Below are 22,318 nucleotides of genomic sequence, written 5' to 3' on the forward strand. Positions count from 1 at the left end.
TCGACTCAAAAAAAATAGCCTAGCATAACTCCGAGAGAAAAACTGCTTGAGGGGCGAACATTCCAAAAATGGACTCGAACATTTGCATCAAGGAAAATTTTAGATGTCAGCCAAAAAACTGCATCGGCCCTGAGACCGAGACGGAAAAGATCACTGGTAGAAGAGGTGAGCGTTTCTGAATAGAGACGATTTGAAACTGATTGGTAACTCCACCCCATTCCGCCTCCAATCCACAAAGAAAGGCGACGCGCACGCTGTCCTGTGCGCATGAACCATAAATTGAAATCATGACGGTTTTCTCTGACTTCAAAGGTCTGAGATCCCTCACTCAGTGAATTGTAAAAATAGTCGAGCGCAATCCTGTATTTTGTTGAATAAGTGTAGCCGATCTCAAGGGAAGGGACCAGCCTTCGGTCAAACTCCAAACCATTCAACTTTTTCTGATAAAATTGATTCGACGAAGCACCGAGGCTCCAAATCTGTTTGTGAGAAGATTCTTGTTGGGCCTCTTCGCGCATCAATTCCTGTTCTTTCTTTGGTGGATCATTCAAATCTTGGCCAATTCCAGCAAGGCAAAAAGAAGGAAGAATTAAGGACCACGCAAACAAAATCAAACGAGCATATGATGCATGCATCAAAGAGAATCTCCATTTCCGCTATTTTTACAAATTTTGGAAAAATGCTTCCAAGAAATCGGGTCAATAGAATCTCCAAGAATTTGACAAACTCCCTCGGAACTCATTTTCTGATCGTCTGAAAAGATAGCCTTCAAAATATCGGCAGGCTGAACGGGAGTCACTGGTAATTGAATCGCCAAATCACCTTTGATGCGCGCAAGAGCATCGATGATTGCCTTTCCCAAGCGCTTTCTTGAATCTAGCAGCGTCAAGGAGGATTCCCCATCCGGCACTTCCGAGATCAACTTAAGAATTCGAGCCAAACGAGATCCAGTCCGATAGATTTGACCGCTGTGAGATATACCTCCATCCTCCTTTGCCCCCTTTTCCAATCTTTCCTTGAACTTGTCCCAGTTTGGCAGGTCAACTGGCCCAATATCCAGCCGACGATAATCCAAACCCGCACTCATAGAAATAGTCTTAGATATAAACCTTGAATCGTGACTGTATAAAAATCCCCAATAATCAGCGAGGCCCTCATTCCATGAGCGAATAAGTTGAATATTTGTCTTCATGATCGAGGTCGGCTCGGATTTCTCAGACAAACGATCTAAGCCCCAAATGGGATTCAGATCTTTCGTCAAACTTGCATGAAAATGAGCATGAAAATGCTCATGAGCGATGACTCCTCCATTCATAGCAATCGGCAGGCCATCTAAATTTGAGGGAGAAACAAGAGTCACGTCCCATTTTGAAAAATAACGGGCGTTATCATGATCTATCCCACCATCTGGAAGCTGGATCTTCATCTGTACTCCAACCCGCCGGGGCCAGGATAGATTGGATTCAATACCTAATTCACGATCCAGTTGCTGAAGCCGCTCAAAATGGGCATAGGTCGCAATTGCCAAGGCACTTTCAACATCTGCAGGCATAAATCGACGGTGTCCCCTTGGTATCAGGCGCGGCCTCGCAATATCTCCCACAAACTGGCCATCTTTTATTCCTGCACTCACGTAAATTTGGGCGGCAGAACCGTCCAAACAATCCGCCTGTCGGAGGGTCCTAATTTCTACATCCTGAAGATGATACTCTCCCTGCGGGTCCGGCCATGGCAAAAGGTAGGTAACAGGGCCTTCAATTTGATCTCTTTGACAACTGGACATGAACATGAAAATCGGAATAGAACCTAAGACGACGGCAAAGGGAAGAATGGCTAGCTGGAGGCTGCGGGATGCATGGGTTCGCGACATTGTGGTCAACTTCCTCCGCCAGGGGTTCTTCTCAAGTTTTAACCGATCGAGCAACAGGCGACTTTACCGAATATTACGCGACGCGCTATAATACTGAGAAAACACCACCTTCGCAAGAAAAATTTCCCAATTTTTTTAGGTATTTGGTACCTATCTGAGAGCTGAGGAACCCTATGATTCAAGAGACATTTCTCCATCAATTAAACCCTTCACAGAAGAGGGCTGCAGAAGCCACGGCAGGCCCCCTTTTGATTCTTGCTGGTGCAGGATCGGGCAAGACAAGAGTTCTAACCTATCGTATAGCGCAGCTTATTGCTTCAGGCGAGGCAAGCCCCCAACAGGTTCTAGCTGTCACCTTTACGAATAAGGCCGCAAGGGAAATGGAACACCGTACAGTACAGCTCCTCAAAAAAATCGGTATTCCAGTCTTTGAGCCTATGTGGATCAGCACTTTCCACTCGATTTGTGCCCGAATTTTACGAAATGAAATTCACCACTTTGGCTATCCCGCATTTTTTGGAATTTATGACGATTCTGACCAACAAAGCATGATAAAAAAAGTCCTCAATGCCCTTAACATCAATGAGAAAATCCATCCGCCAAAAAATTTCCAATCCAGAATAAATGAGGCAAAACAGCTCGGGCTGACGCCACAACAGATTGGACAGCGCGGCCATTTTATCATGGATGACAAATCTCTTGAGGTGTACAAGCGCTACGAAACTGAAATGGAAAAGGCCAGTGCTCTCGATTTTGGAGATCTCTTACTGAAGACTTATTTGCTATTTGCACAGTTTCCCCAAGTTTTGGCCGACTACCGCGAGAAGTTTCAGTATATCCTCGTCGACGAATATCAGGATACGAATCATATTCAGTATTTGATGGTCAAACAGCTGGCCGAGGGACACAGAAACCTCTGTGTCGTGGGTGATGAGGATCAAAGTATCTATAGCTGGCGAGGAGCAGATATCACCAACATTTTGAGTTTTGAAAAGGATTTTCCCGAGACCCAAGTCATTAAATTGGAACAAAATTATCGATCAACCAAAACAATCGTCGCCGCAGCCAGCTCTATGATTCAAAATAATCAGCAACGCAAGGGTAAGATTCTGTTCACTGAAAATGATTCAGGAGACAAGATCACCTTACGTGAAGAACGCAACGAATACGAAGAAGCCCGCTATGTCGTCGAACGAATTGAAGGGATCATGAAGGCGCGTCCTGATCGTCAATTTCGAGATTTTGCTATTTTCTATCGAACCAACGCTCAATCAAGGGTTCTCGAGGATTTGCTACGGGGACATTCTGTTCCCTATAAGCTGGTTGGGGGAATCAAATTTTACGCGCGCAAAGAAGTAAAAGACATCATTGCTTACTTGAGGCTATCGCTCAATCCAAAAGACGATGTCGCTTTAAAAAGAATCATCAATGTACCCGCTAGAGGAATTGGGCGGACCACCGTCGACAGAATCGAGGAGGAGGCTCTTGCGAGAAACATCTCCTTCTATGAGGCTCTTCAAATTGTGGCGGAACGCCGCCTCGTTCATTCGGGGGCAACTAAAAAATTGCAAAATTTCACCCACCTGCTCGAGGAGATAAAGGAGAGAGCGGAATCTCTGAAAGTGTCAGAAACATACCACCTTGTCCTTGACCTCACGAAATATGCCTTGCTGCTAAAAGAGGAAAACACTCCTGAATCACAATCGAGAATCGAAAATCTGGAAGAACTTGACAATGCCATTCGCCAATTCGAAGAAGAGCGAGAGGAGGAAGCTTCGCTTCAAAACTTCCTTGAGGAAATGGCCCTTGTCTCTGAAGTAGATAGGATGGCCGACGAAGACAACTCAGTGACTCTCATGACTCTGCATATTTCCAAAGGCCTCGAATTTCCTGTCGTGTTTATTGTCGGCATGGAAGAAGGACTTTTTCCATCTTCGCGTAGCTTTGGTTCTGGAAGCGACGACGACGTGGAAGAAGAAAGACGTCTTGCCTACGTCGGAATCACCAGAGCACGCGAGAAGTTATTTTTGACCCACGCGCGCTCCAGGCGAGTCTGGGGGCAAGAACAGAATCACGCTCCGAGCCGCTTTCTTTCAGAAATTCCCAGCGAGTTTCTGGAAAACTCCTCAAGCTTGAGTTCATCTTCTGATTTTCTGACTCGATTTCGTCAAAAATTCGGCGGCCATCTCCCGCGACACCGCCATTCCCCTCTTGCAGACCCTTTTCCAAGCGATGATGGGCCTTCGACCAATGATGAATCAGACGATCAATTTTTAAATCAAAATCTCTCAAAGGGAACCCGCGTTCGACATCCCACATTCGGAGATGGTTCGATCTTTGCGGTTGAGGGACAAGGAGAGAACCAAAAAGTATCTGTTCTCTTCCACAATTCATTTACAAAAAAATTTGTTGTCAAATTCGCGCGGTTACAAATTCTTGGATGAGCTCGGCAACTCAAGATTTTTTAGGGAAAGTGTGAGAGTGAATTTGGCAATTGGCTCACTTCCAAAAAGAGAAGGCACTGTCGCGTAAACTTCAACGGGAAGACTCATCCGCTCAAAACTAGAGGCCACCCTCTGCACAAAGTCAGAAATCTCTTTGCCTTTTTCGCAGGTGAAAAACACATCGGCTTCAGCTCGTTTAAGATAATCGGCCTTAAAGTCCTTAAAAAGAAATTCAATATCCTTTCCGGTCTTCTCGATGTACCTGTGGGCCATCGTCCCGACAACCAAATCCGCTCCTATCGCCATGGATCCAAAATACATCGAACCCAAGTGATTCTTACTTCGATAGTTCAGCGGAATACGAACTGTCATTTTATCTTCAGTCACTTCCACGACTCGTGGAGACAAAAATGCGATCATTGGAATTTTCCATATAGTGAAGGCATTAATTCTAATGGTCTCCTTGAGACTTGGAGGAACAAAGCCCCAATAGGTTTCAACGCTCGACAGAACCTTCTCTTTTATTCCCAGAATTTGTTGATTGAGATTCACCGTTTAACCTCCGGTCGTGTGGGACTGAGCCATAGACACCATTGCGAATGGCCGCCCATTCAGCAATGTACTGATTGACATCCTCAGGGGTCAAGATCTCCGAAAAATCCGGACTTATGTACTCCTGTTCCACACCATCCCAGCCTCTGTAGGAACGAGACTTCACTGAGCGGCCCACCTCAAAGTCGGGGACCAATCCAACCTTGCCACCTCCCCCAGGGATATCGAGAGAAAGGTTTGGCAAAGCCAATCCCGACAATCTCCCCCAGAGTTCCCGTTGAATCTCCAGTGAATTCTCAACGGATGTGCGCAAGTGATCAGTTCCCTCTGAAGGGTCGCACTGAAACATATAATATGGCTTAACGCGAAGATAGAGCAGACGACGTGACAAGGCCTGAACGATAGCTGGATGATTGTTTACCCCGTTCAAAAGAACCATTTGATTCATGACGGGAATACCGTGGTCAACAAGATATCCCAATGCCTCTGCTGCTTCAGCAGTCAGTTCCCGAGGATGGTTAAAGTGAGCCATAAAGAAGACAGGTGAAAATCGACGCATCATTTGCGCCAATTGTTTTGTGATTCGCATGGGACATACCACTGGCATTCGTGATCCAATCCGAATGATCTCAACATGCTCTATGGATCGCAAATCAGAAAGAACTCTTTCCAGTTTGAGATCGCTGAGTGTAAGAGGGTCCCCGCCACTGAGTATCACCTCCCGAATCCCCGGACGTGACTTTATATAAGACAAAGCCTCATCATACTCTGAAGCAGAAGGAAAGGCGCGGTCCTTGCCAGTAAAGTGTTTTCTTGTGCAGTATCTGCAGTAAACGCTGCAAAAATCCGTCACCAAAAATAGAGCCCGGTCGGGATAGCGATGAATGATTCGAGAGGTGGGCCGATTTAAGTTTTCTCCCAGTGGATCACGCATGGCCTGATTTCCAGGTATCAATTCAGACTGAAAAGGCATCAATATGCGACGAATAGGATCAAGTGGATTTATTGTGTCTGCCAATCGAGCATAGTAGGGAGTCGCCCGAATCTGAAATATCTCACTCGTACCAATAAAAGCCTCTTTCTCTTGAGAGGACAGGACAAATCGGCTTTCGAAGTCCGCCAAGGTGGTGAGGCAATTTCTCATCTGCCAATTGGGATTTTCCCAATCCTCTTTTGATATCCCCTGAAATGGAATGAGATGTTTAAACTCTAGCTTCATGTCGCATCTCTTAGCCCGAAATCTGGAGACTCACAAATCATTTGCCCATAATTTTAGGCACTTACCACGATAGCCCATTTTCGCCACCGGGCCTGTATCGACATCGCACACCTCTAACCGGCTGAAATAACGAACTTTTTTTCTCGAAAAAGAATAACTGTCACGAGATGGGCATTTGCGGGCTCTCTCTCTTGGGGGAGCAAAATGAATAAATACCATGTGAATTCAGAGACTTACTTTTACTTTAGAAAATTGGACGAGTTTTTGGAAGACAAAGATCAGAAGGCTACTTGCCTCTGATGGGTAAGTAGATACGGAGGTCTCTTTGTATGAAGGCTCGATCCAAAAATCACATGGGACTCAAAGTTCTCCTGGTGCTGATGGTGGCACTCAATATGTCCTGGGTACAAAAGGTATTCGACAACAACACCAATACCATCGAGATGGCCTCGAGCACTACTCCTTCTGACGCTGCAGACTCCATCGTTGCGAATCCTGCGACCAAGTCTGTGACATACAACCGGCAAATTCGGGTCAGAACCGGAAGAACGACAGAAGATCAGCAGTGGAATGTGAGGATCACTAAAGCAGAAATCGCGAAAACAGATCCATGGACAGGAAAAAATGAAGGAAAAGAGGAAGTTTATCAGGTCTCTGCTCAGGCGGAAGGCTGCTACGGAATGAATTGCCAGGCCAGCGCCACGTTCAGGACAGCTGATATCGGAGGGAACACTTCTGATGTCGCAACAGTTGTCGCGCAAATTCAGCAAAGATTTGATCCTACGCTGGATAGAAAGGCATCACTGAAAAGCAAAGAAGCCGAAGAAGCCCGAGCCGAAGAAGAAAAGGAAAAGAAAGAGGCAAAGAGACTTGAAAAATTGGAACGCGCAATCGCCGATTGCAAGGCCGACCCAGATACTGAAAAGCCATTTCGATCTGAATATGCCCGACTGAGCTGCCGAGCAGAAAAACTCGGATCTAAAGATGGAGCTGAAGCCGAAGGAGAATTTGCTGAAATTCGCGAAGATCTTCGTGCCCTCTTAACCAATGGGAATCCCAGCGAGATGGCCAGAGCGAAGGAGCTCTTAGGAAGCATGAATAGCGACAGCAGTTTGCCCCGCTCAATGAGAGCACAATTGAGTGCCATGAGGGCTGGCTCGTATTATAACGAGCAGTATCCGCAAGCACTCCAAAACTACCTGACAACACGTAACCCTATACAAATGCAGATATCCTTAGGAAAAATGAAACAACTCGATCAAGGGTTTAAGGCGGACACGGCTCGATTTGGAAATTCCTTTTACGGAAGTGATGAATTCACTTTTTGGCAAAATGAGCTTCAACACAATATGGACCTTGTCCTCAAAGATCCACGCACGGCCCTCATCGGTAACAGAGAATATTCCAATGGATCTGATTTCCAAAGTCAGAGCTTTAACATTGAGGGGAGGTTGGCGCGAGGAAGAGCCCAATCGGCCTCAGCTGGCACAGGTTATTTAGGAGGCTCGCAAGGACAATTTTGGCGCGGAGGAGATGCAAATGGATCACGCACTCCCCTCTATGATCGGAACTCTTCCATTGGCAGTAGAGGTGCAACATCATCGGTAGGGGGAATTCCACAGCTAGGTCAGTCTGTGAGTGGGCACTGAAACTCAGCGCCCCCTCTTAGTTTCGGCTCACAGTAAAATAGTCGACCCAAGAATCGAGTTTCAATCCGAGAGCCACAAAGGCCTGGCCCCATACTTCACCCCGATGGCCAAAGCCGGCTCTCACTTCAAATTTTAAGTCCATTTTTGGGTGAACCGTTGTGGTGAGTCCATAGCCGATTCCTCCAGCGAGCCTCTTCTCCTTGCGATCCTCATCATGAAGGTTGATTACACCTACGAAAATTCTTCCCAGAGGAGATACCTGAGAGGGAAAATTAACAAATTGCCAACGAAGTGAGGCCAGACCAAGCCCAATCGTCACTCCCTCAGCTCCCCCTACTCCGCCCAAAATATCGAGATATTGCTGACAGCTTTGGCTCAATGAAAATAGGCATCTGCCCACATGAAACCCTAGCTCTCCTCCCAGCCAATACATATTTTTTCTCTCCCACATCGAACCAATATCAAGGAAGTACTCCTGGTTTTGAGGAATATAAGTCTGAAGATCGACCCATTTTCCCTGCGAGGATTTTCTGCCTCCAAACGTCTCTTGAACGGTTGCAAATCCGACATTTTCTTCAGAATGAGCTTGATTCCAAATGACCGGCCACAATATGTGACTAAATATCAAAATGAGAGTGCTCAAATAAAATCGATAACAAATGCGTGAATTGAACATCTTGTTGATTCTCCTTTGCAGGGATCTCTTTTGTCACTATTTGCCTGAGGTATTGACCTGGTTTTTCAATGGAAAATAAAAAATCCAGGGGTTTCCCCCTGGACCATCCACCATCGACCCATAAGATATTTTCAGGACGAATTACTCAGTTGTTCATCTCAGCTGTATTCAAAGACGGATATAATTAAAAGCTGATGGCGGCCTTTGTTGACATTCCATAACTAAATTTTGAATCAAGAGTTCCATCCCCCTCAAAAGCTTTGCCTGGCATTAAAAGACCAAGACCTGTCTGCCAGACGACTCCTTTTTTAAGAGCATAGCTCAATTTAAAATCCAATTCGTAGCCCAAATCAGATTCCACCTCCACATTGAGGAGTGGATCTCGATTGAGATACCCGGTTACGACTGAGGATGCCAATTCCCATTTCTCATCTATTTTATATTGGAGGTAAGGAGCAAAATAAACGACGTTGCTGATGGCTTCTGTATCAACCCCTTGGAGAGTAGGATCTGCGCCTGCGCCTGAGCCAGACAAAGTCGTTCTTAAAAAGTCTCTCTTCCGAGAGGATGGTTAAATAACAAAATAGCCACGTCATAATTCTTGTTAAAAACGAAACCCTCATATTTGGAATCGGTGCTAGGATCATCCCCACTGGCAATACCGGCTTTAATGCCATATCTCAGATTCTTGGAATCAGGCCGGTATTCAAACTCCCCAGCTATTCCAAAGGCTGAAACCGAAGTCCTTTCACCATCAGCAGCTCGAACCCCTAATCTTCCTCCCTGAAAACTCACCTCAACCCCCACTCTCATGCTCTCGCGGTCGCGAACAACATAAAGACTCGTGTTCTGAAGATCTACTTTATCGCGACCGGTAGCAGCCCCTCCCAAGTTCTCTCCTGGACTTGTCCCCAAGGGAGCATCACTTCCGCTCTCGTTCGAGGTGCGCACTTGATGAAAAATACCCATTTCCAGATCAGTTTCAGGATTTTCGTATTGAAGTTGAATCAAATACTCCGTGACGTCATCGCTACGGCTGACAGTCCCCTCATTGATTTTGGCCAACATAGGCAAAAGATAAAAATTACCCATCATAATTTTGTATCCAATTAAATCGCGAGTGTCATACCAATGATCAAAAAGACCATTCCCGGAATTGTACGTCATCCCTAAGCCAAAATGCACGGGCGCTCTTCCTGCAATCAGAGCACCATGCTCCTGAACATAAGTTAAGTACAGTTGGGTCACCTCAAGAGATTGAGCCTTTTGCCTTTGAGACAATACATTGGAATCATTCACGTTTGAAGGAGTGCCATCTCCAAGTCCACTACCAAAAAATTGGCCTGCTTGCGAGTTACTGGTGAGAGTCCCCGCGTCTGAATTGAACAAATCAAAGCGACCATAAATAGTGAGACCATCGCCGGCAACAATTTTCGGTTTCAGAACCAAATGATGCAAACCGTATCCCTGTTCTCTGTTGCTGCCAGAGAGTTCGGAATTCACCAAATGATAGCCCTCGATCCGATAAATGCCGGTCCAATCAAGATCTACAGCCCCCGCAGAACAAAGGATCCCAGTTGTACCAAATAGCCCAATAAATACCAGAAGTGCTTTGCGTATCATATCTACTCTACCTCGTATGAATGGGCTCCCTCCAATGCGCCAGGAAGCCACGAAAACTAACAGAGTGGCTGTCAGGCGTTGGTCACTCCGAGAACATCTCCCTCGCGTAAAATCAGCAATTTCTGACCGTCTACTTCAATTTGGTCTCCCGCATACTTTGGAAATAGGACGCGATCTCCAACTTTAACATCCACCGGTCTGACTCGACCTTTTGCGCTCCGATGTCCTCTCCCCACAGCCACAACAGTGCCCATCTGAGGCTTCTCATTAACAGAATCTGGAATAATAATCCCTCCAGCCGTGACAGTGGCTGCTTCAACTGGCTGAACAACCAAACGATCATCTAATGGTGAAAAAACGAGCGACCAATTTTGTAATTTTCTTGAACTGCCTGCTGAATTTTGCTTTTTTTCCGTCGCCTTCAGAACAAATGAGCTCGATCGAGATTTTACAACTTCCTTTACCTTTGGTTTAGGAACCGCGTGAACTGTTTTTTTCTTAGCCGAAGCTTTGATTGCTACAACAGGCTTGGTTTTGCCCGCCCCTTTTTTCGCCGCCTTCTTTGCTGGAACGGCCTTCGCCTTTGCAACAGCCTTGCCCTTAGATGATTTCTTCACGGGAGCGGATTTAATTGATTTCTTTTCCTTGGCCAACTTCTTAGCAGAAGTGAGCATCTTTTTTTCTGCTTTAGTTGCAGTTTTTTTGTTTTGAGATTTTCTAGTTGCCACGTCTCTTCATCTCCTCTTGGAAGTATTTACTGTATAACACGTCCCATTCGGGACTTCCCTCTTGAACGCCTCTTTTTAAACTATTCACCTTTTCTCGAGCAAAAATGTCGAGCGCCTCAAGCTCTGCAACAAAGGCCGAGACCGCCTGCTTGCCAACGCGCATCGCTTTGTCCTCGTCCGTGTAGTCAACCATGTCATCATTCCAAATGCCATCAACCACAATGCGTGCAAGGTGAGATTGCCTTTCCTCCGAAATAGTCACAAGACGATCCCTTTCTCTTTAGCGAGTCTCTTCTTGAGTAAAGTAAACATCTTGAAGCGCTGAAAACTTCCCGGATTTTGCCTTTCAAGATCATCTATCATCTTGTTGACTTCAATATCTAAGGACCTCTCTCTTGCGAAATCGGACTTTAAAATATCCAGGGCCCGTTGTCGAACCTTCTCCTCAGTTTCCTTTAAGACAAGTACCTTCTGCTCAATTAATTTATCTATGATGAGTTTAGCCAAACGGCCCATTTGTTTGTCTGTCATTTTCATAACTTTGACTAAACGAATCCCTGGACCTATTGTCAATAATAACTTCTAGGGAATTACTTTGTTTACTATTTCTTCTCGTTATAAAAAGTTCCTCATTGTTCCACTCCTAGGGATCATTCTCCTTTTCGCATCCATTATCCTGTGGGTAGTTAAACTTGATAATGAGTTACGTGGGCGAATAGAGGGTTCCTGGTTTGCACCCCCCGTCGAAATTTATTCGGCTCCCACTCAGATCAAACGCGGCCAATTGCTTTCCCCCGAGGAATTGACTCAATACCTCGTAAAATTTGGAATGCGTCAACGAGATCCCGACCTGAGACTCTTCTCTGGTGACTTTGCAATCTGGAACAAGGATCAATGCCAGCTCCAATTAAATCAGACGATTCCTTCAGATGCGAGCGTTTGCGTCACATTTGTTTTCAAAACCAAGTCTCCCCAATTTTACCCATACCAGTCAGGTCTCCCCCTCTCAGTTGTTGTTTTTTCTGGCGAAGGCTCTGTCCTTTCTATCTTTGGAGGAAACCCGATATCCATGAAGGATAGCCTTGAACTTGATTCACACTTGTTTGCAGAATTCTACGCAGGCGAACCTATCCTTCGCCAAATCGTTCAAATTGGCGAAGTTCCCCTCTACTGTCTGCAGGGTATCACCGCAATAGAAGACAGTGATTTTCTGGAACACCGAGGCATAAGCCCGTCGGGGCTATTTCGAGCATTGACAAAAAATCTCGTGCAAGGGCGCTATGCACAGGGAGGCTCAACAATCACCCAGCAACTGATTAAAATTTATTTTTTGAATAGCCAAAAAACTTTGAAGAGAAAAATAACTGAATTGATCATGGCAATATTGCTCGAGACCCGTATTGAAAAAGATAAGATACTTGTCAACTATCTGAATGCTGTTTACATGGGACAAAACGGTCCATTTCAAATCATGGGATTTGGTGCCGCCGCTCAACATTATTTCCAAAAGTCAACGAGCGACTTAAACCTTTCAGAATGTGCCCTGCTCTCAGCAATGGTTAACAGTCCTGGAAGATACAGTCCTTTTGCGTCCAGCCAAAATGCGATGAAGCGCCGTCAAAAAGTATTAGACCGCATGCTCGAAATGAAGATGATTAACCAGGATCAAACTAAGCAAGCCAACGAATTCCCCCTTCCTGAGCGACCTCCACGTTCTTTGACCGATCCCGCTCCCTATTTTGTCCAATCCGTCGAGCGAGAAATACAATCCCTTCAAATTGACTCAAGTAGTGGCCTAAGAATCTTCACGACTCTTGACGAAAAATCTCAGGAAAAAGCTCAACAGACCATTGGGCAACAAATCGAAAGACTGGAAAGGGACTTCAAATCACTCGCTCAGCTCAAGGCCAAGGGCAAAGAGCTCCAAGCCACTTTGATTTCGGTGGACGTCGCCAGCGGAGAAATCATGGCTCTCGTTGGCGGACGAAGCTACAAAAGGACGCAGTTCAATCGAGCGATCGATGGGCACCGACAAGTGGGCTCCATCATGAAGCCATTTGTCTATTTGGCGGCACTGGAATCGCGCACCCTTGAAGGAGAATTTTACAACCCACTTACTCCCGTTCTCGATGAGGCTTTTGTCTATAAGCAAGGAGGGCAAAAGTGGTCTCCAGAAAACTACGACAAGAAATTTCTTGGAACAATCCCACTGTTTGCAGCCTTAAAAAACTCAATTAACTCGGCGACCGCAAAACTAGGCCTTGATTTAGGTCTAGGAACAATCCTCGACGTCGCTCGTCGTGCAGGAATAAAATCTCCGATGTCCCTGGTGCCCTCTCTGACCCTCGGGGCCTTCGAGCTTTATCCAATGGAGGTGGCTGAAAGCTATCTTACGTTGGCACGCATGGGAAGTTACAAACCTATCAGCCAAATCCGGCGTGTCGAAGATCTCAAGGGCACAATCCTTTACGAACCAAGTCATCGGCCTGAGCAGAGATTTGCTCCAGAAGTTACCGCGGTTCTCATTGGAATGATGAAGCAAACTGTCTTAGCAGGAACTGCCCGGTCTCTTGCAACCCAAGGTTTTAATTATCCTGCTGCGGGCAAAACAGGCACGACCAGCGACACAAAAGACGCCTGGTTCGCTGGTTTTACACCTGAGATTGTCACTGTTGTTTGGGTCGGATACGACGACAACACTCCCCATGGCCTCACCGGTGCATCAGGTGCCTTGCCCATTTGGGCAGAATTCATGAAATCCGAATCACAACGAAGACCTCAGCGGGATTTTGACTGGCCCGAAGGAACCGTTCTCTACCCCCTTTCGGTTATGAAATACAATTCACTCCTCAAGTACCCCGAAGACCTTCCCTTCACGGAATTTACCCTGGTCTTCCGAACGGGGGAACAGCCGGGTTTCTAGTTCTCCCAATTTTCTTGGATGGATTCTTGATGATTTAAGGACAAGGCTTCTTTCCTCCGATAAGATATTTGTGTTCCACCTCAAGATTTACTTACTTGTTATAATTACTTTTGTGAAATGTGAACCTTCTGCATGGTCCCAAGAACACTCCTCACGCAAACTCAAGGGACTCTCGCTCAAAAAAGAAACTATCGGCAACGAGTCCACACCAAGACCTGTTGTGGTTCAGGCGATCCCAAGGCGACTCCCTAAAAAGCGGGGGCCCGCTTCGCTGAACGCAGGAAGCAGGACCCTGAAAAATCCTTGCCCTTACTATTTTTATCCAAATCCTCTCGAACCCGCGGCAGGAAATCTCAAAGCCGGCACTAAGATCTGGCTGGAAGGCCTCGATTCACAATGGATGCGAGGATTTATCAGGAGAAAATCCATCTATATCCCCGTCAAATGCCTTGAACAGGAATCAGAAACGACGACTGCCGACGAAGAGGGCCAATGACAGCTCGTCATTGGCCGCTCTATGATAACTCACTTCGAAGATTTTTCTTTCTCTCCACACTTTTCATTTTCCGAACACTTTTCTTTCTCTGATTTTTCTGAACACTTATCTTTGTTTCCACACTTCTCACAGCTCATGGACTTTGAGTTCTCTGTCCCACGGTCTTTCCCGCAAGAGTGGTGACCAAAATGCCCACATGAGGCGGTTAAAAATAAGATGAAAAAATTGACTGTAATGAAAAATACTAGATTTTTTGACTTGGTCATAAACTCTCCTTTTATTAAAAAGTCGAGTACATCTTAAAGTTCTTTCACAATCAAGACTTCATTCTCCAAAAGGAACCAATTCCAGACGCAACGAGAATCGAACCTCGACTCACCAAGGATCACGAGCATATGTGGAGTCCTCCTTGGTGACGTTTTCGGTCATACACCTTACAAGGAAAATGACGTTTGCCGGCAAAGCAAAGGGCCACCCACCATTTGAAGCCTAAAGGCTCTCTGAAGAGGAAGTATGGCGTCACCTCATTTGATCTTTCAGTTGGCGGTCACATTCCAAACGGATTCAAACTCAAATTCGGAAGACGAGTGTCGCATGTTCGGGAGCAGAAAATAATCTCGCAGATACATCGTTAGAATAATCGCGGTTGGTCCAATGAGCGCATCGCGAATCGCTTAACTGCGCGGCGAGTGCCTCCGTCACGAGGGGGCACCAAGTGGTATGGCGCGACCATCGGGAAAATATTGGCCCGGACATCAAGTCAGTAAAGGTACGTTGCTCACTTTCCTGAAGAGATCCTCTTAATCGCTTCACTGGCCGGCATTGCTCCCACCGATGAGGCAGTTCTTGACGGAGATTTATCCGAAGGAACATAAGCGCCAAATACCTTTGCAGAGATTCCTTCCCCAAGGACCGATTTCTCGCTGCGAATTCGAACATTCAATTTTTCAGTTAGATTCAACTCGACGACCCCGCCTTTCGCTTTACCGATTTCTTTGGCGCCCTTGAATTCGGTAAAGCTCACATAAAGTGTTCCTTGATGGGTTTGAAATGTAATAACCTCACCATCCGCGGAAGAACCCTCAGTCCACACTCGTCCCGCGTTATCTGTAATGATGACGTTTACAAGAGACATAGGCGTGTAAGTCAATTTCATCGCGGCACTTTCATCTGAAATGAGCGGCGTAAAACGAGTGACTACTCGGCCAGCAGATGTCGACTCACTCACCCACGACACGCTTCCAAAATCAGACAAAGTGAATGTCTCTGATCGACCTTTTCCTTCTTTGGTCACTTTGCCCGTGCTCGTGTCAAATTCAACGGAGGCATATTGGGTAATCGCGAGGCTCATGCTCTTGTCAGCATTTATTTTGAAAGTGAAATCGAGTCTTACGGCTGAAAAGTCCTTAGGATTGTCCATGTAAACGCTGGAAATATCGCCTCGCTTTACCTGTAGGGAATATCTGCTCTGGCTTGAGCTGATGTACTCAATTTGTCTCCCGCTTTGGTCGGTTGTGAATGTTTGAACCTGGAGGATAACTTGCGGGCGCAATTCATCGGCCGAAATGACATCCTTTGCCCGCGCCACGGCTCCAATCAATATCAAAAAAATGAAAATTAGATTCTTCACAAAAGCTCCTTTGCTTAGTTGCCTGCAAGGTTCTTGACGGAAACCATGGCTAAAGTTGCAGAAAATTCTTCTTGATTTTGTTGTTGGCCCATTTTCAAGAAAAATCCGGTGACGATAATTCCTATTGCAAGCCCTGCTGCGAAACTTAGAGACAGACGATAAAAATTACGTCGGTTGTTCTTTTTTTGCTGAATGGCCAGAAACCATTTCAACGATTGTTCCGAAGTTGGCTCTATCGCTTGAAATTGTTTAATCAATTGTTCAAGCTTTTCGTCTTGATCGGTCATAACACTCCCCATCTTTTCATCTTGAATCTAACATTCTCTTTCGCTCGATGGATATGGCTTTTAATTGTTCCTTCGGGCATCGCAAGTGCCGAACTGATCTCTGAGATTTTCATGTCGGCCAATAAACATTGAAGAATTGTCTTTTCGGGCTCACCCAAATCGCTGATCGCCTTTTTCATCGCGATTAAGTCCGCAGAAAGATCATCATTTTTAGTTGCAGGGTCGACTGCTTGATTTGGACATTCATCATCGACAAGAGTTTCAACAAATCGCAGTTTCCGTCGCGCTTCTTTTCGGAGATTGACCGCGATTCCCCAAGCGAAAGCCTCTACGCTTCCAAGTTCGCTTCTAAAGGCCGCGCTACTGAATTTATCCAATAGGCGCGCAAACACCTCTTGAACGGATTCTTCAGCATGCGCTTTTGAATTTTGGGAAAGAAAAAACCGATAAAGTTTTGGCCCCAATTTCTGAACTAGAACTATCCATTCCTCATCACTCATGCGGAGTAAGTGATTTGGAACTCGCAATAAGTTGCAAAAATAATTGAGACCGTTTAAAGTTAAAAAACATAAATAATTTCAATAACTTACCTAAATTGTGGACTCGATGAGACGTGACACGAACCACTTCCCGGTAGCACTTACGCACCTGGATTCAATAGAGTTTTTCCAGAAGTGCTACTGGAAAAACACCGTCAACTACAGCGATCTTTTCCTCAACCAAGGCCTTTCCGCTGCGCAGATCGGCGAGAAACTCGAAATTCCGAAACAGACGGCACTCAATCAGCCGAAACGAGAAGGCATTCGCCTTGGCACCAACAAAGGCCGACTCGTCAACCCGGATAATTACTGCCTTTCCTACGCCCCATACGGCTTCTCGAAAAAAGATAGGCGAATGGTCCCGAACAATGCCAAATTGAAAATCTGCCGGCTCATCGTTTAGCTCCGCAACAATTCGAAAATGTCATTTCAAGACATCGCACGGGACCTCGAAGGGTGATGATCAGTCCACAAACGACCGGCCCGCCCATCATCAGGCCGGAAGGTTTTTTGCTTCGGTTCATTCTCTCTCCCCATAGCTATCGAATACATTTTTGCAATGACGACACCAAAATAGGGGCCTCCGATGATAAAATTGCGACGGTCGCAGCGAGGACTCCCAATATGCTAATCTGACTGATGGCAGTGAACATTGTTTCTCCTTGTCTTTGTTAATTTTATGTCGATTTAATTCCAAGAGCCTTCATTAGAACACCCCGATCCAAGGGTAAGAAACAAAACGTGATCCCAAATTCAAAAACTGCCAGCTATGCGGTGTTTTCTAACGGAAGAAAATATGATTTGCGACCAGAAGATTGGGATGCAATCTTAGCGAAAATCTCTGAAAAGTCGGAGATCTATGCCGGCTCCTCTTCCGCTGTCGCTGTGGCAAAGCCAACTCTCAATGAGAGTGGAGGCGCGAAATAGAGATATTTATTGATTGAGCATCGCGCCTTTACCGAAATCTCTTTCACCCACCCACCAGTATGATCCTTGCTCCGACTTTGCTGTGGTGACATTTTTAGTCATAATATTCGAAGGACAATGACAGATTCCGCTAAAAGAGAAGCTTATCCAAACTAGGAGGTCTGAAAAAGCTCTTTAGGGACGGGCACAGGGATTGCATTTTTCCCCGCTGATTGGAGTGTCTATGAATACATACCCTAACTTTGTATTGTCTGTTCTAGTGGGAATCCTTCTGTTTAATGCTGCCCTCATCGGTTGCGGACCAGACAATGGGAAGCGAAGGCAAAGAATTCGAAAGGACCAAGGAGTTGCGGGCAAACAGCAAGTCAAGCCAGCACAAGCAGCACAGGCAGCAGCGACGGCCGATCCTTCAAAACAAGCATCAACAGCGGCCGATCCCTCAAAACAACAGCCACCAACAACTCCTCCGGCGGGCACTCAACAAAAGGAACAAACCAATCCCGCCCCCGGCGGCAGCTCTCCGCCACCATCGACTCAAGAATCCACGACAGTGGTGCCGCCCACAGGTGAAAATACATCAGTAACTACCCGCATTGAAAATGAACTTAAGGCTCTTAAAACAGGTAAGCCGACTTCAATTCAAAATATTCCTGAAGGTCAATTTGTTCTCACTCAGATATTTGGAAAATCAAGCTACAAAGAAAATCCTGTTTACCAAGCACTCTTAATTTCAGACCTGAGCTGTCAGGATAAGACATCGCCGACAGTGCAAATTACGCAGGAAGAGTTTTTAAATAATGCCCCTAGCCATGGTAGCCAGACCCCATTGACGAGCGAGTTAACGATCCCTTGCTTCATCAAGAAGGATCCTGGTAGCAGCCTTGTTTTCGAAAAGGATATAGACCTTAAGTTTGTCATTGAAAATGGAGACACTGGAAAATTGGAGCAAACCAGCAGTCCAACGAGTGGTGCTCCCTCCAAGCCTGGAGGAATTCTTGCCATTACCCTTGATGATAAGAACGTGAAAAAACCGGCAAGTCCAGGCGACTCTGATCCTGGTGTTACCTACGCGGTCGACTCCGGCCCAGATTCCGGTGCCCAAGTTGAATTCGAAGTGACTCAGGGCGAGGTTAGCGAAATTCGCGTGTTTGTGGATCCCCCTGAAAAGAACAAGACTATCAGTCACTTTGTATTGATCTATCAAAAGCCAACCCCGTCCAAATAGGGTCATTTTGACACCAACGAAGTATTTTGGTGAAAAATTATCACTGGATTCTTCCTGTTTGTAATGAAAATTGCTGCCTATGGGCCACAGGTTTGAATAGGCGCATCTGATCGTTCTCGTTCTGGTGGCAAAGAGATTGCTCTATGTTCCAATAGGGAAGACTCCTGGGGTAAATGTGAACCTAAGACGATTTTACAATTTAGTGGCTCTACGAACCTCATCAGGTGAATCGATTGGATTTCATCCCGGAAGACTTGAGGTAGCATCCCTTGATCAGCAGGCTTGGGAGGCCTCTGCTCGCCCTTACGACAAGGAATCATCTGCAGTCCAGGAGCTTCTCAACTGGAGTCAGGAGCTGGCCAACACCCTTCTCTCTGAGAATGGCGCTCAGGTTCAAGTGACAGATTTTTCCTTGAATTTGGCTCAGATTTGCAACCTCCGTTGCACCTATTGTGGAGCGGGGGACGGAAGCTACGGAGGCCAAAAATTTCGGGCTGACTTGGGCCTCGTAGAAAAGCAATTGAGGGGTTTTCTCTCTCAGCTCACTTCTGGGGAAAGCTTTCGCGTTCAGTTTCTGGGTGGAGAACCTCTTTTGTACCCCCATGATCTTGTTAAAATCACGAAGACTGCCAAAAGAATCGCTCTCGAAAATGGAGTGAAAATCGAGTTTTCGATTATTACCAACGGCACTCTCATAACGAAAGATATCGCTTCATTTTTAGGCCAGGAGAACTTCCAGGTCACACTCAGCTGGGATGGTCCCTCCGATGTCCAAGACCAATTCCGACCAACTAAATCTGGCGGCGGCTCGTCTAAAGATGTACGTCGCGGTCTTGATTTGCTTTTAGAAAATCGGTCGGGCCTCCGTTCTCTTCATGTTAATTCTGTCATGGGAGTCCACAATCAGGACGTCGTGAGCTCTTACGAGTTTTTGAGATCCTTTGATTTTGATCTCTACAATTTTGGATTTGCTTCGACAGCTCAGGATGAGGCCGCATCCTCCAGCTATATCAGACACATGACGGTTCTGGCTGAGAAGGTTTACAAATCTGAGGGCATCAACGGACTCGCAAAAATCACCCCCTTCGGTCGTTTTCTGCGAACACTCGATCAGCAACGACCCGTTAAGAACTTTTGCGGAGCCGGAAAAAATTTTATTCACTCCGACACCGAAGGGCGTCTTTATTCCTGTAATTGGTTCTCCGGAAATTCGAAAGAACAAATTGGCGAAATAGACCAACTGGATCTTACGAGGCGATCTCAGTGGCTCGATCCTCTCACCACTCGCCACAACTGTGGTGCCTGTTGGGCTAAAACCCTGTGCGGAGGAGGTTGTGCCTTCGTTTTTAAAACTAAGAACTCTGACTCAGAGCATCGTGATAGGCAATTTTGTGATCGAATCACCCACCTTGCTGCATTAAGCGTCCTTTATTTTGGAAAAGAATTAGAAAAACTGACTGAAGGAGGAAAAAATGAAACACGTTAAAAAACTCAACCCCAAGCCTATTGATAGTGGAACAAACACCACAACGCCAGCCGGAGGAGATGGAAGCATCCCTCCCGTCGTGGCAACAGGACCTAACCCCGGCTGCATTCCTCTCGGCACCTAAAAAAAATAGAGTTCTGAGTGAAGATTTGGAAATTATTGATTTTACATAAGTCCTGGCTCGCTCCCATGGTGCGGGTCGGGGTGGCACTTCTCATCGCCTTTCTGCTCACCCGAGTTCCGATGGAATATCTGGAAGCCTGGAGTTACGATCTCAGAGTAAAGACCAAAACCCTCACCCCACCCTCAGGCAAGTTGGTGCTCATTGCTATTGATCCATTGACAATCGAAGGCCTCAAGCGCGATCCAAACGCCATGGACCATGTTCGTTTGCTCAATGCACTGTCAATGAGTCGGCCGCGGGCCGTTGTTTATGTCCAATCGCCAAACGATCTTGAAGGCAGCAACGATGATTTGAGGGCTTTCGCCCTGGCAACTAAAAATTTGGATCATTTTTTTGTCGTGGCCAACCAGATTCCTATGAGAGGGCAGGAAGATCAACTGAGGCTCGAACCACCACTTCAATCTCTCAGAGTCGTACCAGGTCCTAAAACTTCGGACTTGACCAGCTTTGCAAAGGACGATGTGACCCGACGAATGATCATATCCTATCGTGGGCTGCCCAGTGTTCATGCGCTTCTTGCGGATACCCTACATGGGCAAGAACACGAGGAAAACAGAGGTATCAACCTTTACCGCGGAATCTTCGAGTTTTTCGGAACCCAGCAGAATTACATTGATTTTCGACCCTCAGGAACCTACAAACCAATATCATTTATTAAGATTCTCCAGGGCGCTTTTTCTCCGAATCAGTTTCACGATAAGATTATCTTTGTTGGAACCGATACCGTCATGTCTTCCTCAGATTATATACGCACTCCATTCTCGAGAGACGTCGTCGCCATGAGCACTCTCGAGATGCACGCGAATATGACTGACACTCTGATCAAAAATTCCGCACCTCAGAAGACTCCAGTATGGCTGGATTCTCTGCTAACTGGATTGATCTCAGTTCTGACGGTCTTTGTTGTCCTGACGGCCCGACCCGCCAAAGGACTTCTTATTTTAGTGACAACATTTTCGCTATTTTCTTTGGCCTGTTACCTGGCTTTTAACTATTTTGGATATTGGGTCGCAATGGCTCATCCCATCTTAACTCTCTTTGTTTGTTATTATTTTTTTATTCCCTATCGTCTCATCATGGAAAATCGAATGAGCTGGGAATATTTTCAACGAAATCAGCTCCTCACCCAAGTTGAAGAGCTCAAAAGCAATTTTCTGAGAATGATGTCCCATGATTTAAAGACTCCTTTGGCTCGAATTCAGGGTATGACAGAAATGGTGAAGTCAGATTCGAATCCGCTGAGTTTAAAACAGAGGGAAGCCATCGACAGGATCCATCAGTCAAGCAAGGAACTATCTGATTTTATTAGTTCAATTCTGAGTTTAGGTCGAATCGAATCGAAAGAAATCAAGCTCCAACTAAAAAGTAAGGATATCAATACTTTGCTTAGCGAGGTGATTCAGCAATGCGAATACCTTGCTGGCACAAAAAATATTGAGATAAGGACTGAATTTGAACCCTTATTTAGTATTAAAATCGATGAAGACTTACTTCGTCAGGTGTTTACCAACCTCATAGAAAATGCTATCAAGTATAGCCTTGATAACTCGAGAATTTTGGTGAGCACAGAAGAGGTGAACGAGGTCTTGATCATCCAAGTTGCCGATCATGGAATCGGAATACCTGATGAAGCATTACCTCATGTTTTTTCTAAGTTTTATCGGTCGTTAGAGGTAAAGAATTCCTCAGTTAAAGGATCTGGACTGGGGCTTTATTTGGCAAAATATTTCGTGGAACTGCATCAAGGAACACTTTCAGTAGAAAGTGAAATTGACAAAGGATCTACTTTCACTGTGAAGCTTCCGATGGTATTGGAAAGTGAAGGACCTTTGCCAATTTGAACTTTGAGCTGAAGGAGAT

The 22,318-nt window shown here is 45.8% G+C and carries 23 protein-coding genes; 10 read left to right on the forward strand and 13 right to left on the reverse strand.

The features are described from left to right. Positions 1 to 5: 5 nt before the first annotated feature. Together IPJ71_14270 and IPJ71_14275 are read right to left on the reverse strand one after the other, a co-directional pair. The gene (locus tag IPJ71_14270; protein ID MBK7844827.1) at positions 6 to 635 is read right to left on the reverse strand and encodes a hypothetical protein; all 630 of its coding nucleotides are present in this window, start codon (positions 633 to 635) and stop codon (positions 6 to 8) included. Beyond that, the gene (locus tag IPJ71_14275; protein ID MBK7844828.1) at positions 635 to 1,870 is read right to left on the reverse strand and encodes a hypothetical protein; all 1,236 of its coding nucleotides are present in this window, start codon (positions 1,868 to 1,870) and stop codon (positions 635 to 637) included. The genes IPJ71_14270 and IPJ71_14275 overlap by 1 nt, the downstream gene beginning before the upstream one ends. A 173-nt stretch (positions 1,871 to 2,043) precedes the next feature. On the opposite strand from IPJ71_14275, the gene IPJ71_14280 reads away from it, so the two are divergent. Beyond that, a complete protein-coding gene (locus tag IPJ71_14280; GenBank protein ID MBK7844829.1) occupies positions 2,044 to 4,314 on the forward strand; it encodes a UvrD-helicase domain-containing protein in 2,271 nt (756 codons plus the stop codon). Here IPJ71_14280 and IPJ71_14285 read toward each other — a convergent pair. Continuing rightward, complete coding sequence (locus IPJ71_14285; protein MBK7844830.1) at positions 4,297 to 4,866, reverse strand: YiiD C-terminal domain-containing protein; 570 nt, start codon at positions 4,864 to 4,866, stop codon at positions 4,297 to 4,299. The genes IPJ71_14280 and IPJ71_14285 overlap by 18 nt on opposite strands. Then, positions 4,811 to 6,085, reverse strand: coding sequence for a KamA family radical SAM protein (locus IPJ71_14290; GenBank protein MBK7844831.1), 1,275 nt, complete (start codon positions 6,083 to 6,085; stop codon positions 4,811 to 4,813). The genes IPJ71_14285 and IPJ71_14290 overlap by 56 nt, the downstream gene beginning before the upstream one ends. A 329-nt stretch (positions 6,086 to 6,414) precedes the next feature. On the opposite strand from IPJ71_14290, the gene IPJ71_14295 reads away from it, so the two are divergent. Then, a complete protein-coding gene (locus IPJ71_14295) occupies positions 6,415 to 7,734 on the forward strand; it encodes a hypothetical protein (protein ID MBK7844832.1) in 1,320 nt (439 codons plus the stop codon). A 16-nt stretch (positions 7,735 to 7,750) separates the two neighbouring features. On the opposite strand, the gene IPJ71_14300 is transcribed toward IPJ71_14295, so the two are convergent. The 6 genes from IPJ71_14300 to IPJ71_14325 form a co-directional block, all read right to left on the reverse strand. After that, positions 7,751 to 8,410, reverse strand: coding sequence for a hypothetical protein (locus tag IPJ71_14300; protein ID MBK7844833.1), 660 nt, complete (start codon positions 8,408 to 8,410; stop codon positions 7,751 to 7,753). Positions 8,411 to 8,594: 184 nt separating this feature from the next. Beyond that, complete coding sequence (locus tag IPJ71_14305; protein MBK7844834.1) at positions 8,595 to 8,945, reverse strand: hypothetical protein; 351 nt, start codon at positions 8,943 to 8,945, stop codon at positions 8,595 to 8,597. Between the two features lie 8 nt (positions 8,946 to 8,953). Next, the gene (locus tag IPJ71_14310; protein ID MBK7844835.1) at positions 8,954 to 10,033 is read right to left on the reverse strand and encodes a hypothetical protein; all 1,080 of its coding nucleotides are present in this window, start codon (positions 10,031 to 10,033) and stop codon (positions 8,954 to 8,956) included. Between the two features lie 71 nt (positions 10,034 to 10,104). Continuing rightward, positions 10,105 to 10,707 (reverse strand): co-chaperone GroES, encoded by a 603-nt coding sequence (locus IPJ71_14315; GenBank protein ID MBK7844836.1) that lies wholly within the window; start codon positions 10,705 to 10,707, stop codon positions 10,105 to 10,107. A gap of 43 nt (positions 10,708 to 10,750) precedes the next feature. Next, on the reverse strand, positions 10,751 to 11,023 hold the full coding sequence (locus tag IPJ71_14320) for a DUF507 family protein (GenBank protein ID MBK7844837.1): 273 nt from the start codon (positions 11,021 to 11,023) through the stop codon (positions 10,751 to 10,753). Next, on the reverse strand, positions 11,020 to 11,298 hold the full coding sequence (locus IPJ71_14325; GenBank protein ID MBK7844838.1) for a DUF507 family protein: 279 nt from the start codon (positions 11,296 to 11,298) through the stop codon (positions 11,020 to 11,022). Before IPJ71_14325 ends, IPJ71_14320 begins: the two co-directional genes overlap by 4 nt. A 58-nt stretch (positions 11,299 to 11,356) precedes the next feature. Here IPJ71_14325 and IPJ71_14330 point away from each other — a divergent pair, with 58 nt between their 5' ends. Further along, the gene (locus IPJ71_14330) at positions 11,357 to 13,684 is read left to right on the forward strand and encodes a transglycosylase domain-containing protein (GenBank protein ID MBK7844839.1); all 2,328 of its coding nucleotides are present in this window, start codon (positions 11,357 to 11,359) and stop codon (positions 13,682 to 13,684) included. Between the two features lie 112 nt (positions 13,685 to 13,796). Continuing rightward, complete coding sequence (locus IPJ71_14335) at positions 13,797 to 14,180, forward strand: hypothetical protein (GenBank protein ID MBK7844840.1); 384 nt, start codon at positions 13,797 to 13,799, stop codon at positions 14,178 to 14,180. A gap of 778 nt (positions 14,181 to 14,958) precedes the next feature. On the opposite strand, the gene IPJ71_14340 is transcribed toward IPJ71_14335, so the two are convergent. From IPJ71_14340 to IPJ71_14350, 3 genes are read right to left on the reverse strand one after another with little or no spacing between them, the layout of a single operon-like run. Continuing rightward, a complete protein-coding gene (locus IPJ71_14340) occupies positions 14,959 to 15,810 on the reverse strand; it encodes a hypothetical protein (GenBank protein MBK7844841.1) in 852 nt (283 codons plus the stop codon). A gap of 14 nt (positions 15,811 to 15,824) precedes the next feature. Then, positions 15,825 to 16,097, reverse strand: a complete 273-nt coding sequence (locus IPJ71_14345; protein MBK7844842.1) for a hypothetical protein — start codon at positions 16,095 to 16,097, stop codon at positions 15,825 to 15,827. Further along, a complete protein-coding gene (locus tag IPJ71_14350) occupies positions 16,094 to 16,597 on the reverse strand; it encodes a sigma-70 family RNA polymerase sigma factor (protein MBK7844843.1) in 504 nt (167 codons plus the stop codon). The genes IPJ71_14345 and IPJ71_14350 overlap by 4 nt, the downstream gene beginning before the upstream one ends. A 106-nt stretch (positions 16,598 to 16,703) precedes the next feature. Between IPJ71_14350 and IPJ71_14355 the strand changes: the two genes are divergently transcribed. The 6 genes from IPJ71_14355 to IPJ71_14380 all read left to right on the forward strand — a co-directional run bounded on the left by IPJ71_14355 (position 16,704) and on the right by IPJ71_14380 (position 22,299). Next, a complete protein-coding gene (locus IPJ71_14355) occupies positions 16,704 to 17,039 on the forward strand; it encodes a hypothetical protein (GenBank protein ID MBK7844844.1) in 336 nt (111 codons plus the stop codon). A 338-nt stretch (positions 17,040 to 17,377) separates the two neighbouring features. Then, positions 17,378 to 17,563, forward strand: coding sequence for a hypothetical protein (locus tag IPJ71_14360; protein MBK7844845.1), 186 nt, complete (start codon positions 17,378 to 17,380; stop codon positions 17,561 to 17,563). Between the two features lie 223 nt (positions 17,564 to 17,786). Continuing rightward, positions 17,787 to 18,788: a hypothetical protein gene (locus IPJ71_14365; GenBank protein MBK7844846.1), complete on the forward strand. Its 1,002-nt coding sequence runs from the start codon at positions 17,787 to 17,789 to the stop codon at positions 18,786 to 18,788. Positions 18,789 to 18,912: 124 nt separating this feature from the next. Then, a complete protein-coding gene (locus IPJ71_14370; protein MBK7844847.1) occupies positions 18,913 to 20,274 on the forward strand; it encodes a radical SAM protein in 1,362 nt (453 codons plus the stop codon). Continuing rightward, a complete protein-coding gene (locus IPJ71_14375; protein MBK7844848.1) occupies positions 20,261 to 20,398 on the forward strand; it encodes a hypothetical protein in 138 nt (45 codons plus the stop codon). The genes IPJ71_14370 and IPJ71_14375 overlap by 14 nt, the downstream gene beginning before the upstream one ends. 17 nt (positions 20,399 to 20,415) lie before the next feature. Next, positions 20,416 to 22,299 (forward strand): CHASE2 domain-containing protein, encoded by a 1,884-nt coding sequence (locus IPJ71_14380; GenBank protein MBK7844849.1) that lies wholly within the window; start codon positions 20,416 to 20,418, stop codon positions 22,297 to 22,299. The last annotated feature ends 19 nt before the right edge of the window (positions 22,300 to 22,318 follow it).

Source organism: Bdellovibrionales bacterium (genome assembly GCA_016714165.1).
Lineage (GTDB): Bacteria > Bdellovibrionota > Bdellovibrionia > Bdellovibrionales > UBA1609 > JADJVA01.